We start from the raw sequence: 12331 nt of genomic DNA, 5'->3' as shown, positions 1-12331 counted from the left end.
TTTTTGGGGGTACTGTCTAAACGACGTCCAGATCTTTTTCAAAGGTGTCGCAAAGGAAGTCCACGACGCTTTCCAGAGACTCTGTTTGTTCAAAAACCTCACGCTGTGCCTGATAGCTGGGGTGAGAGAGATCCTGATTTATTAGATCCTCAATATATTGAGTGTAGTTTAAACTCGAAGAGTCCTCTTTCATCTCTTCCACGAGATCTTTGATGTCCTGTAAAACTGATTTTGTATTGCCTTCGTTATCCACTAAGATGTCAGCTTCAAGTCCAAAGCGAGAGGCTCGCCATTTGTTTTCACGGATGACCCAATCTGAAGGAATGGGGCGTGGCCCGTGGCTATCAAGACGTTTTTGGATATGACGGGCCAGCAGATGAATAAACGCCACAAGGCGCGAGGTTCTGCGAATTCCTGGGACACCATCGCAGATGCGAATCTCCAAGGTGCCATAGTTGGGGCTAGGGCGGATATCCCACCAAATATCTTTCACGCTTTCGATGGAATGGCTGCGCGTGAGTTTGTCGACAATGGATTCAAAATCCTGCCAGCTTTCAACTCGGCAGGGGTGACCTCCGGCGGGATGGGCTTCGAAGATGGTGATTCGTGATGAGGCAAGCCCGGTATCATGCCCAGTCCAATAAGGTGAGCTTGCTGAGATCGCCAGAAGGTGGGGGAGGTAGTATAAAAACTCATTCATCATGGTAATGCAATGCTCGCCACTGTTCATACCAATATGAACGTGAAGGCCATAAATCATCAGACGTCGGGCGATATGCTGATTGCGCTCGAGAAGATATTGATAGCGATCTGCGGGGTAGAAAATCCTTTGATGCCATCTTGCAAAGGGATGGGTGCCATTGGAAGCCAAGCGGACACCATTGTTTTTGCAGATACGGAGAAGTTCGCGGCTGGTCAAAAGAAGTTCTGCTTCGACCTCCTGGACATTTTTGCAAATGGGTGTGTCGATCTCTAACATACTTTGAAAAAGTTCAGGTTTTAAATGAGGCCCAGGAAGGGACCACTCTTGAAGGATGTCGGGAGAGATGGGATGCAGATTGCGAGTTTCAGGATGAATGATCTGAAGTTCTACCTCCACACCCAGCGAGAAAAGTTCTGATTTTCCGAAGGGGATTTTATTTACCATAAAACCACCATAGGGAGTTGAGGGGGGTGGGGCAAATTTTAATCGAGAAAAATGTGACATGGTGCGCTTTGCGCAAAAAAATGGGGGGCCTCGTCGGCCCCCCGAGCTCGAGAGGGGAACCACCAAACCCTCTCAGAGCTGCATAAATTTAAAATCAATCTAAGATACTTTTTTCTGTCTGACCTCAACTCTTGCCGGTCGTCTTGCGACCGTGATCCACAGGGAGTACATCACAACTCCAGAGTAGAAGAGGCAAAACATTGCTACGTCATGTAAATCCGTCATGTTCTCTCCTTTTTTCGGCCTTCCGTGGCCTCGGGTTACAAGCAGTGCCATCCTAGCGTCTTCTTGTTTCCTCTTAAGAGCGTCCATGCTCTTACTGTAATGACAGGGCAGGGGGCTTTGGGGGTTAAAGAAATTTGCTAAAAATGTGGGCAAGGGGAGGTCTAGGTTCTGACTTTTTTCTGAAATGCAATCTATTGACTCTAGAGGAGGAAAATGATTAATTATTTCTTCCCTCTATCAGAATTTCTTATAGGTGCGCGCGCGGGTGGTGGAATTGGTAGACACGTACGTTTGAGGGGCGTATGCGCAAGCGTGAGGGTTCAAGTCCCTCCCCGCGCACCATTCCCAACAATATTTAACTCTAAAGTTTACAAAGAAGATGGGTTGCCCAAAGCAGGGGCTGATGCCAAGACCAATAGGATTGCTGATAAAGACTTTTTCATAAGCGACCCTTGTCGAACTTTTTGACGAACACGTAAACTCTTTTCCTCGGCGCTCAATCTCTTTATCTAGATTTTGTTTAGAGGTATTTTAACGCAAAATAAATGATGGAGAATTCGTGTGAAAACAAAAAAGCTAGCTTTGGCTGTTCTCGTATTTTTGTCCGCAAATCAAGTTTGGGCGGCCTCAATCTGTAACCATGACTTATTGGGAAATGGAAAAGTTGTTGTGAAAGATTCTCAATCTATCACGGTGTCAGGATTGGAAGATAAGGGGATAAAGAGCGGCACGTATGGTTGTCTTGTGATGGGCGTAGGCCCTGGTGTTCTTTCTGTGCAAAGTAAAATTCGTTGTGAAAACACAGCCGGAGATGTTGTCATGGGATGGCTGATAGAAGGGCTCAATGCCTTTGGGATGCAATCCGCATCAGTCGCTTTGTACGTTAACAATGAAAAAGTATTCGAATCAGGTTGCTCAAGAAAATAGTTTTTCCCTTCCGGTGCTGTTTCGCGGGGCTCAAGGGAAAGGAGCCCCATGTCTTTGGGGAATATTGCCCAGGGTCCCTCTTTAAGTGCAAATAAATGACCGCTCCAGGCGCAGATCTTTGGCGCAACTTATGCTTCTCGGAAAAAACGGGTTTGTCACAAGAAGTGGCGATTAAAAAAGGAGTACCGTCATGATGCATACAAATATTCCAGAAACCGATTGGAAGAAAGTAAAGAGTGAGATCCAAAAAACCTGGAGTGGCTTAAGCGGAAACGATCTTGAAAAAACCTACGGGGATGTGCGAGCGATTTCAGGGCTTGTACAAAAGAAATATGGTCTGAAGCGTGATGAGGCTGAAAGAAAATTAGACGAAGTGATTGAACGCTGTGGAACGGCGGCGGGGAAAGCATCGCCGAGCTCATCTCGAACTGAAGAAAAACGTGCCGGCGCTCATGGCGGGCATCCTAAAAAATCCGAAAGACGCTAAGAAACGACGGAGAGGCTTCTTTTAAGGGGCCTCTCGCATTTAGAAATATGATCCAAAACCTTGGGTTTTATGGTATGTAGAGTGCCATGAAGCTCACAGATCTTGATTTTTCCTGTCCTGAGGAATTGATTGCGACAGCTCCTCAAAGACCTTCCCGCGTAATGTGGGTTCCGGGCCACGAAGAGCCTCAAGAAATTTCCTTTCAAGACCTTATGGCGCGAATCCCTGCCGGGGATGCTCTGGTCGTCAACAATACGCGCGTATTAAAGCGCCGGGTCTTCGCAGGCGAAGTGGAAATTCTATTTTTAAAACAGATAGACTCTTGCGATTGGGAAGTGTTGTTTCCCTCCAAGAAATATAAAATCGGATCAGTTCTTGAACTCCCCCTTGGCGTCTCAATGACCTTGCTGGAAAAAGGACGTCCACAAAAGGTGCGACTGAGTGAAGCGGTGGGGGAAGAGTACTTTCAAAAGATCGCAGAGCTTCCGCTGCCTCCATACATTCAAAAAGCTCGAGAACAGCGCCATACAGTGGAGGCCGATGAATCGTGGTATCAAACCGCCTGGGCCAAGGAGCCGGGAAGTTTTGCGGCACCGACGGCGAGTTTGCACTTTTCTAAAAGTGACATCGAAGAACTTAAAGCCCGAGGCGTAAAAGTCGTCGAAGTGACTTTGCACGTGGGGCTGGGCACTTTTTTGCCGGTCACAGCGGAAGACTTAAACGATCACGACATGCACGAAGAGTACGTGGAGGTGAGTGCCGCCACATGGGCTCTCATTCAGGAGACCAAGCAGAAGGGTCATAAAATTTGGGCATTAGGAACCACGACCGCGCGCTCATTGGAAAGTGCGGGTGGGGGATTGTTGCCGGGCTCTGCTCAGGTCGGATTTCAAGGATTTACGAAGCTTCTTATTCAGCCGGGCTATCAGTTTAAAGTGGTGGATCGGCTTTTAACGAACTTCCATCAGCCTCAATCGACGTTGCTGGCTTTGGTCGCAGGATTTTCTTCCCTTGAAAGAGTAAAAGCTTGCTATCAATGGGCTATTGAGAGAAAGTTCCGGCTCTTTTCTTACGGAGATCTGACGTGTTGGATGGGAAATCAACAATGACATTAGGCGAATTTAAAGTTCATCAAACAGCAGGGAACGCTCGTCGCGCGACCCTGATGACGGCGCATGGACCTGTGCAAACTCCCGTTTTTATGGCCGTAGGAACAAAGGCCACCGTAAAGGCGATGACTCCGGAAGAGCTCAAAGAGTGCGGCACTCAGGTTGTCCTTGGTAATACTTATCACCTTCATCTTCGCCCTGGTGAAAAAACCATCGCCAAGATGGGGGGCCTTCATAAATTTATGAACTGGCAGGGGCCCATCTTAACGGACTCTGGTGGCTTCCAAGTTTTCTCTTTATCTCAGCTTCGTAATATGTCGGAAGAAGGCGTAGAATTCCGTTCGCACTTGGATGGAGCGAAACATTTTATTTCTCCAGAAAAAAGCATGGAGATTCAAATGGATCTGGGCTCTGACATCATCATGGCTTTTGATGAGTGTCTTCAATATCCTGCGACCGACGAAGAGATCGAAAAGTCCATGGCTTTGACTTACCGTTGGCTTTTGCGTTCGAAGGCGGCGATGACTCGTAAAGAAAGCCTTCTTTTTGGAATCGTGCAAGGGGGCCTTAGTCTTGAGCATCGCCTTAAGAGCATGGAGCAGATTTGCTCTGTGGATCTTCCTGGGTACGCTTTGGGAGGTTTCAGTGTGGGCGAACCCATTCACTTGATGCATGAGCTTTTGCCGCATGTGGCGCCTAAAATGCCGGCAAATAAGCCACGCTATTTGATGGGAGTTGGGACTCCGACGGACCTGATCATTGCGATTGATTCAGGAATCGATATGTTTGACTGCGTCATGCCTACTCGAGTGGCACGTAATGGAACCATTTTTACGTGGCAGGGGAAAGTCAGCATCAAGCGCAGTGAGTATCGTGAAGATCCTTCTCCTCTGGATCCAGAGTGTGACTGTTATACGTGTACAAACTATTCGAAGGCGTACTTGCGTCACTTGTTCTTGAGTGGCGAAATTTTAGGTTCGCGTTTGAACACGATTCACAACATTTATTTCTATATGAAGTTGATGGAACGCTCTCGAAAAGCGATCGAGGAAGGTCGTTGGGTGGAGTTCCGAGATGACTGTTTAACGCGTTTCGTAAAGAAAGAGCGCTCGACTTAAATATTGATTCTTCCTGAGAATAATGCTGAATTTTAACGTCAGTCATTAATTGGAGGAATCATGTTATTTGGACTTCTTGTATCGACAGCGTATGCGCAAACAGCACCTGGTGGGCAACCCTCTGCCTTCGAAATGTTTGTGCCTTTTATCTTCATCTTCGTGATCTTTTATTTCCTCATCATTCGCCCGCAGGCGAAAAGACAAAAAGAGCATCAAAAGTTTTTGGCTGAAGTGAAGCGCGGTGATGAAGTGATCACCTCTTCAGGCATCTTGGGTCGTGTGGAAGGGATCACCGATCAATTCGTGACATTGGAAATTGCTGACGGCGTGAAGGTAAAAATGCTTCGCAGTCAGATTGCAACATCTCAGAAAGCAGCAACAGCAGAGGAAAAGAAATAATGGAAGGACTTCGTTGGAGATCGTTTCTCGCAGCAGTGGGAGTGGCCGTAGCCATCGTTTGGGTTTTGCCAAACGTGGTGAACTTTGGTGAAAAGTCTTGGTGGCCCTCTAAGCAAAAATTAAATTATGGCTTGGACATCCAAGGTGGTTTGCATCTTGTAATGGGTGTTGATGTTGATGGCGTGGTGAAAGAAAGTACCGGTCGTCTGTTGGCATCAATGAAAGCCGAAATGCAAAAAGAGCAGATTCCTTTTTCTGACGTGAAGTCAGAGAAGCCAGAACAAGGCGAACTTCAGGTTCTTGTGGCTCAAGCCGCTGACAAAGCCAAAGTCGAAAAGTTCCTTGCAGATAAGTATGGAACTGTTCTGCAAGTGATGGGCTCGACTGAAACTGCGGTGACAGTTCGTTATTTTGATGCTTACTTGAATGATTATAAAAATCGCGTGATTCAACAGGCGATTGAAACCATCCGTAACCGTATCGACGAGTTCGGGGTGGCGGAGCCTTCTATTTCTCAACAAGGGGCTAACCGCATCTTGATTCAACTTCCCGGTATGGCGGACGCTGAAAAAGCAAAACAGTTGATCAATACCACGGCGAAATTAGATTTCATGATCGTTTCTACTGAGAAGTCTCAGCAGGAACTTCAAACCTTGATCGCTGATGCTGAAAAGGCGGGTAGTTATAATATCGGAAGCATGAAGTATTCGGATTACGTCACTCGTTTGAATGCGGACCTTAAAGGGAAGCTTCCAGAGAAGACGATGCTATATTTTGAAAAATCTGAGAATGCGACCAATATGGAGGCGGGAGCGATTCCCTTCTTGTTAAGAACCGATACGGATTTGGGTGGCGGAGCTCTTGATGACGCATTCGTTGGTTACGACCAGTACGGTGGTCCTCAGGTGTCTTTGGTTTTCAACTCTTCAGGTGCGACAAAGTTTGCGGATTTGACAGGCAACAACGTCGGCAAGCAGATGGCGATTGTCTTGGATAAAGTTGTGAAGTCGGCGCCGAGCATTCGTGATCGTATTGCCGGTGGCCAAGCGGTTATCACATTGGGTGGTGGCCGTGACCGTAACAAAATGATGGACGAAGCGAAGATGATTTCAACAGCTCTTCGTGCGGGTGCTTTGCCTGCTTCTTTGGAGCAGTTAGAAGAGCGTCGCGTGGGACCAACTTTGGGTGCGGATGCGATTGATAAAGCCAAATTGGGTTCTTACGTGGGTGCTGCGATCATCGTACTCTTTATGCTTCTTTACTACAGAACAATGGGTCTGGTTGCCAGCTTGGCGTTGGGTCTTAATATCCTTTCCATCTTTGCTCTTTTGACTAGCTTTGGAGCGACCCTGACTTTGCCGGGGATTGCCGGTATCGCCTTGACGGTGGGTTTTGCCGTGGATGCGAACGTTCTTATTAATGAACGGATCAGGGAAGAGCTGCGGCTGGGGCATGGAATTAAGGTCGCGATCAAAGAAGGTTACCATCGTGCGATGTCTGCGATTATCGATGCCAACGTGACAACGGCGGCCACGGCAGTGGTGCTTTTGTATTTCGGTACGGGGCCGGTGCGTGGATTTGCGGTCACTCTTTTGATTGGTATCGCGACATCTATGTTTGCAAACGTGTTTGTATCAAAAGTCATTGTTGATTTGATGGTACACAAGTTCAACTTCAAAAAGATTTCTGTGTAGTAGGGCGAAGTATGACTTCTAATAAAAATGAATCATTTGGACGTTTTGATTTTGTAGGAAAAGCTTGGCTCTTTGGCGGTATCTCGCTTTTGCTTGTAGTGGCGTCGCTGATCTATCTAGCGGTTCACGGTATTAACTACGGTATCGACTTTAAGGGCGGTACTGAGATGCAGGTGAAATTTGCCCAAGGTGTGACGATCGATGAGGTCCGTCAAGCGATTGATGAGTTGAAGTTGGGGGAAGTGGGAGTTCAGTCCTTCGGCGAAGGTAATGAATTCATCATCCGTTTCCAGGGTAAACAAGGTGCTACCGATAAGGAAACCAACGAAATTTTGAATGCAGATATCGCAAAAATGCGTGAGACAGTCACAACGAAGTTTGCGGCCGCGAACCCTGATATCCGCCGTATTGATACGGTTGGTCCTCAGGTGGGTGCGGAATTAAAACGCAACGGTCTTTTGGCTGTTTTCTATTGTTTGCTTGTGATCTTGATCTACGTAGCGCTTCGTTTCGATTATAAGTTCGCTCCGGGCGCGGTTCTTTGCTTATTCCATGATGCTGTGATCACTTTGGCGGTCTTCGTATTGGTCGGTAAAGAAGTGAACGTATCTATTTTGGCGGCGATCATGACTTTGATTGGTTTCTCGCTGAACGATACCATCGTGGTGTTTGACCGTATTCGTGAGACCGAAGGTCATTATCATGATAAAGGTTATGGCTTTGTGATTAATAAGTCGATCAACGACATGTTGATTCGTACATTGATCACCTCAGGTACGACCTTCATTTCAGCGCTTTGCTTGTATATTTTTGCAGGTGGAACAGTTGAAGATATCGCCTTCTCAATCTGTGTTGGTATCTTCTTCGGTACTTACTCATCTATCTACGTGGCAGCTCCTTTTGTGTTGTTGATGGAGAAAATGAGTCTTAAAAAAGCAAAAGCTTAAGGATGGCATGAACCCATTATGGAAGCCGCGAGAACTGCTATCAGAAACCATGACTCCCTCGAATGTCGAGGGACAATGGCCTTCTCTGATTGGCAAGATTCTGGCGGCTCGGGGGTTTTCGGAATCGAAAGAAGTCGATAAGCTTCTTTTTCCGAAGCTCGCGGACTTGAAAGATCCCCTTTCTTTAAAGGGGATGTCTCAAGCTCTTGAGCGCCTAGGTCAGGCGTATCTTAATAAAGAAAAAATATGTATCTATGCGGATTTTGATCTGGATGGAACTTCAGGGTTGGCGCTTCTTAAGACAGGTCTTATTGCCCTTGGATTTCCCGAGGTCTTGCATTATCAGCCCAAAAGACTTTCTGAGGGGTATGGCTTTCACGCGGCGGCCGTTGAAGAATTGCACAAACAAGGGGTCACTTTAATTATCACCGTGGACGTGGGAATTACGGCTCATGCGGCCGTGGACCGGGCCCGCGAATTGGGTGTTGATGTTATTTTAACAGATCATCATTTGCCGGCCGAAACCATTCCTCAAGCCTATGTGGTGGTGAATCCCAATCAAGGAGATTGCCCCTCTGGTTTGGGGTATCTGTGTGGTGCGGGTGTTGCCTTCTATCTTTTACGAGGTCTGAAAAGATACTTTCAAGATCACCCTCAACTGCCTAAAAACAATTGGGATTTAAAAGAGGTATTGGATTATTTCGTTATCGGAACGTTAACGGATATGGTTCCCTTGGTGGAAGACAATCGCGTCCTGGTTAAGCATGGATTACTGAAGCTGGCAGAGACTCGCCGAGCAGGACTTCGAGCGTTACTTGAAGAGTTGGATCTGATGGGACGTCCACTGACCAGTCAGGATGTGGCGATTCGATTTGCTCCCAAACTTAATGCTCTCTCTCGAATGGAATCGGGGGTTTTGCCCATAGATATATTTTTGCTAGAAGACGCGGCCAAAGCTCGCTCCATGGTTCGGGAGGTTATGAAGAATAACTCCACGCGGGTTCAACTGCAGAACGATGCTGAACTGGAAGCTCAGGAATTACTTAAAGATTGGCCTCATAAGGATTTTGTTTTTGTGGCTTCCAAGAGTTTTCATCGCGGAGTTGTGGGGCTTATTGCCACCAAATTGACTCAAGTCTATAATAAGCCTGCTTTTGTGGGATCTTTAGGTGACGATGGCATGATTGTGGGAAGTGCTCGTTTGCCTCAAGGGCAAGAGGCCTGTCTGGTTCAAGCCATGTCGGGCGCACAAGGGGTTTTGAGTCGATTCGGTGGACACTCGGCTGCAGCCGGTTTTGAGATCGCAGAGTCGCGAACGGGTATTTTTATTGAAAAGCTCGCGACCCATTTTGCTGATCTTCGTGAAAAACCTAAACCTCTTGAGATCTTTTATGATGTCGAAGCCACGCTTTCGGAGGTGGGGGCTGGACTAATGAAGTGGTATGACTTCGTGGGTCCTTTTGGAACAGGTTTTTCAATTCCTTTGATTCATTTTTCAGGAGTTCAGGTTCTTTCTAAGCGAGAGCTTAAGGGCGGTCATCTTCGTCTTAAGATTGTTGATAGCGAAGGGCAGTGTTCTTCAGAGGCTTTATTATTTACGCCGACACCTCGTCAGCTTCAGACTTTGGAAAATGTTCCAGGTTATTACCATATTTTAGGTGAACTTCAGTGGAACTATTTTGCGGGACAAAAAACCATTCAGATACTTATTCGTGATCTAAAGGCAGCAACATGAAGTCAAAAAAGAAGGTCGTGGTTCTGTTGTCGGCGGGTTTGGACTCGACGATCAATGCGTTTGAAGCCCTTAAACATCATCATGAAATTGTATTGGCGTTAACATTCAACTATGGACAAAGAGCCGCCACCAAAGAGATTGAGTCCGCTGGCAAGATTGCGGCCTATTTAAAAATTCCTCACAAGGTGGTCGAACTTCCCTGGTTTAAGGACTTTAATAAGTCTTCGTTGCTTGTGGAAGATCAAAAGGTCCCGACAGGGAGTCAGGTGAAAATTGATGATCTGCAAACTTCTGCAGAGACAGCCAAGTCCGTATGGGTGCCGAATCGCAACGGGATTTTTTTGAATATTGCCGCAGCCTATGCCGAGGCGCTAGGGGCGGATGCTGTGATTCCCGGCTTTAACGCGGAAGAGGCAGCGACCTTTCCGGACAACTCGAAGGAATTCTTGGATCAAGCCACCAAGGCGTTATGGTATTCGACCTCCAATCACGTGACGGTGGGTTGTTATACGGCTCATCTGACAAAGAAAGACATTGTTCGTTTAGGACAAGGTTTGAAGGTTCCTTGGGAGCTGATCTGGCCTTGTTATTTTTCAGGCGATCAGTGGTGTGGGCAGTGTGAATCATGTTTGAGATCGAAAAGAGCTTTCCAGTCGGCGGGAATCGATGTGAAATCTTTTTTTAAGGAGTAGATATGCAGACTCAATTTATTGAAAAAGACTTTCCCTATGACGGCACGCAGTTGCGATCGCTATTTGCATATTTAAACCACGGTATTTTAGGTCCTTCGGTGGTCGCTTGGCAGGGGGCGTGTTCGATACCTTTTGAGCATATGGTGGATGGAGAAGACCTCTTGGCCAAGGCCGTGATCCAAGGGGATGAGATGCTTCATTTTATCATTGAGATCTTTGATCGAGACCTTTTTTCTGGGGTGTCCTTGCAGCGTTTATTTGCATCGATCTGTCGTGATTATCTGCAGACGCAAGCCGCCTCTGTTTTGGTGGGCAAAAGTTTGCGTCGTGATGGCGATGATATTTATTTGGACGATAGAAAATTAAGTATCAGTATTGCCACGAAGTCTCCGGTTTCAGTTCTGGTCCACTTTGCAATGAACGTCACGAACAAAGGGACTCCGGTAGAGACTTTAAGTCTGAGGGATTTGCAATTAGATCCTCGTCGTGTGGCTGAAGATCTCATGACTCATTTTAGAAAAGAATATATTTCTATGGTCACAGCGACGCACAAAGTGCGCCCTGTTTCTTAAAATCAGTTTTTAAACTTCTTTAAATTTTCCAAAGATTGAAAATAGTAGACCTTGCCGTTGGCGTCAGCCCCAATAACGGCGAGGGCTTTATCGACCTTCTTTCCTGATACAGGATCAATGGCTTCGCGCGATTTGGGGTCGTTATTGAGAGTGTGTTGGCAGTTCTCGCAACATCCATAATAGGTCTTAGTCCCAATTTTTACGGGGATCTGTGGACTTGGAAATACCATATTGGTGATCATACAAACTTTTTGAGTTGGGACTTGGACGACCTGAGATCCTGCGTAAGCAAGAGGTGCGAGCCATGTCATTGCGAAGAAAAGAATGAGAGTGCGGATAAGATTCATACGGCCTCCAATTAGTGGTGGTGGTGATTTGAGTCGTCTTTTTCTGTTTTATTCTCGGTCTTAAATGCTGAAAGTGGGAGCTTGTAAGAGATCTCGTTTCCCGGCGCATTGTCGCGAACCGCTTTCACAACAAGATCCCCTTTCATAGGATACTTCTTTTCAGGCACACAGTGAAAATGGTCAGCATCCATCACGGAGCAGGTAAAGGCCACCTTGTTTTTCTTATTTTTTACATAGATCTCAATTTTAGAATTCTTGGTGGTGGGATTTCCGAAGTTCATATCCAAAAGATAGACATGGGCACTTTGATCGTTGCCCAAAATAAGCTCTGTATGAAAGGCGCCAGGCATACGGATATGTCCATTGTGAGGTCCGGGATTTTCTTCGCCATGGGCCAAGGCGAGGGCGGGGAAAAGGACCAGAAGGGCGGCTAAAAATCTCATATTTGCTCCTGAGGATAGAGTTCTCTGTCACAGACTAGGAAAGAATGAGCGGGTTTGTGACAAAATAAAATATATTTTTTATTTCCCAAAAGGGGCTTGATGTCAATACCCCAGGGGGGTATACACTTAGATCGAAGCGAGGTAAGTTATGAAAAGCTCCAGTCAACATCCTGACCATAAAGTGCACTTAAAACGATTAAATCGCGTACGGGGGCAATTAGATGGTGTGGAGAAGATGATTGAAGAGCGCCGGTACTGTCCTGATATTGTCTTTCAGATTCGAGCAGCAGCCAAAGCCTTACAGGCCATGGAGGCGGAAATTATGAAAACTCACATTCATGGGTGCGTAAAGACCGCGGTGAAGTCGCGGGACGAAAAAGAGATCGGCAAGAAAATCGACGAGATCATGAGTCTTGTAAATAAGTAGGT

At 46.6% G+C, this 12331-nt stretch carries 14 protein-coding genes and 1 tRNA gene; 12 read left to right on the top strand and 3 right to left on the bottom strand.

All coding sequences use genetic code 11. The annotated features are described in order from the left end of the window. Positions 1 to 16 precede the first annotated feature (16 nt). Positions 17 to 1147 carry a carboxylate-amine ligase gene (locus tag ACM64D_RS13970; RefSeq protein ID WP_415063842.1) on the bottom strand — a complete coding sequence of 377 codons (1131 nt, stop codon included), beginning with the start codon at positions 1145 to 1147 and terminating at the stop codon, positions 17 to 19. Between the two features lie 544 nt (positions 1148 to 1691). On the opposite strand from ACM64D_RS13970, the gene ACM64D_RS13965 reads away from it, so the two are divergent. From ACM64D_RS13965 to ACM64D_RS13915, 11 genes are all read left to right on the top strand, one after another. Then, a tRNA-Leu gene (locus tag ACM64D_RS13965) sits at positions 1692 to 1774 on the top strand. Positions 1775 to 1993: 219 nt separating this feature from the next. Continuing rightward, on the top strand, positions 1994 to 2359 hold the full coding sequence (locus ACM64D_RS13960) for a hypothetical protein (protein ID WP_415063841.1): 366 nt from the start codon (positions 1994 to 1996) through the stop codon (positions 2357 to 2359). 190 nt (positions 2360 to 2549) lie between these two features. After that, positions 2550 to 2846 (top strand): CsbD family protein, encoded by a 297-nt coding sequence (locus ACM64D_RS13955; protein ID WP_415063840.1) that lies wholly within the window; start codon positions 2550 to 2552, stop codon positions 2844 to 2846. 86 nt (positions 2847 to 2932) lie between these two features. After that, positions 2933 to 3955 carry a tRNA preQ1(34) S-adenosylmethionine ribosyltransferase-isomerase QueA gene (queA, locus tag ACM64D_RS13950; RefSeq protein WP_415063839.1) on the top strand — a complete coding sequence of 341 codons (1023 nt, stop codon included), beginning with the start codon at positions 2933 to 2935 and terminating at the stop codon, positions 3953 to 3955. Then, entirely contained in the window at positions 3952 to 5073 is a 1122-nt protein-coding gene (gene tgt, locus ACM64D_RS13945) for a tRNA guanosine(34) transglycosylase Tgt (RefSeq protein WP_415063838.1), read from the top strand. The genes queA and tgt overlap by 4 nt, the downstream gene beginning before the upstream one ends. A 60-nt stretch (positions 5074 to 5133) precedes the next feature. Then, positions 5134 to 5472 carry a preprotein translocase subunit YajC gene (yajC, locus tag ACM64D_RS13940; protein WP_415063837.1) on the top strand — a complete coding sequence of 113 codons (339 nt, stop codon included), beginning with the start codon at positions 5134 to 5136 and terminating at the stop codon, positions 5470 to 5472. Next, complete coding sequence (gene secD, locus ACM64D_RS13935) at positions 5472 to 7166, top strand: protein translocase subunit SecD (RefSeq protein WP_415063836.1); 1695 nt, start codon at positions 5472 to 5474, stop codon at positions 7164 to 7166. The genes yajC and secD overlap by 1 nt, the downstream gene beginning before the upstream one ends. 11 nt (positions 7167 to 7177) lie before the next feature. After that, complete coding sequence (secF, locus tag ACM64D_RS13930; protein WP_415063835.1) at positions 7178 to 8113, top strand: protein translocase subunit SecF; 936 nt, start codon at positions 7178 to 7180, stop codon at positions 8111 to 8113. A gap of 7 nt (positions 8114 to 8120) precedes the next feature. Then, positions 8121 to 9848, top strand: a complete 1728-nt coding sequence (gene recJ / locus ACM64D_RS13925; RefSeq protein ID WP_415063834.1) for a single-stranded-DNA-specific exonuclease RecJ — start codon at positions 8121 to 8123, stop codon at positions 9846 to 9848. Further along, positions 9845 to 10540: a 7-cyano-7-deazaguanine synthase QueC gene (gene queC / locus ACM64D_RS13920; RefSeq protein WP_415063833.1), complete on the top strand. Its 696-nt coding sequence runs from the start codon at positions 9845 to 9847 to the stop codon at positions 10538 to 10540. The genes recJ and queC overlap by 4 nt, the downstream gene beginning before the upstream one ends. A gap of 2 nt (positions 10541 to 10542) precedes the next feature. Beyond that, the gene (locus ACM64D_RS13915) at positions 10543 to 11112 is read left to right on the top strand and encodes a DUF366 family protein (protein WP_415063832.1); all 570 of its coding nucleotides are present in this window, start codon (positions 10543 to 10545) and stop codon (positions 11110 to 11112) included. Positions 11113 to 11114: 2 nt separating this feature from the next. Here ACM64D_RS13915 and ACM64D_RS13910 read toward each other — a convergent pair whose 3' ends face one another. Together ACM64D_RS13910 and ACM64D_RS13905 are read right to left on the bottom strand one after the other, a co-directional pair. Then, on the bottom strand, positions 11115 to 11459 hold the full coding sequence (locus ACM64D_RS13910) for a TRASH domain-containing protein (RefSeq protein ID WP_415063831.1): 345 nt from the start codon (positions 11457 to 11459) through the stop codon (positions 11115 to 11117). 11 nt (positions 11460 to 11470) lie between these two features. Continuing rightward, entirely contained in the window at positions 11471 to 11902 is a 432-nt protein-coding gene (locus tag ACM64D_RS13905) for a hypothetical protein (RefSeq protein WP_415063830.1), read from the bottom strand. 148 nt (positions 11903 to 12050) lie between these two features. On the opposite strand from ACM64D_RS13905, the gene ACM64D_RS13900 reads away from it, so the two are divergent. Then, positions 12051 to 12329: a metal-sensitive transcriptional regulator gene (locus ACM64D_RS13900; RefSeq protein WP_415063829.1), complete on the top strand. Its 279-nt coding sequence runs from the start codon at positions 12051 to 12053 to the stop codon at positions 12327 to 12329. The last annotated feature ends 2 nt before the right edge of the window (positions 12330 to 12331 follow it).

It is taken from the genome of Bdellovibrio sp. (assembly GCF_047637665.1).
GTDB lineage: Bacteria > Bdellovibrionota > Bdellovibrionia > Bdellovibrionales > Bdellovibrionaceae > Bdellovibrio.
The sequence above is the reverse complement of the archived record's forward strand: the minus strand, read 5'-3'. Positions and strand labels throughout refer to the sequence as shown.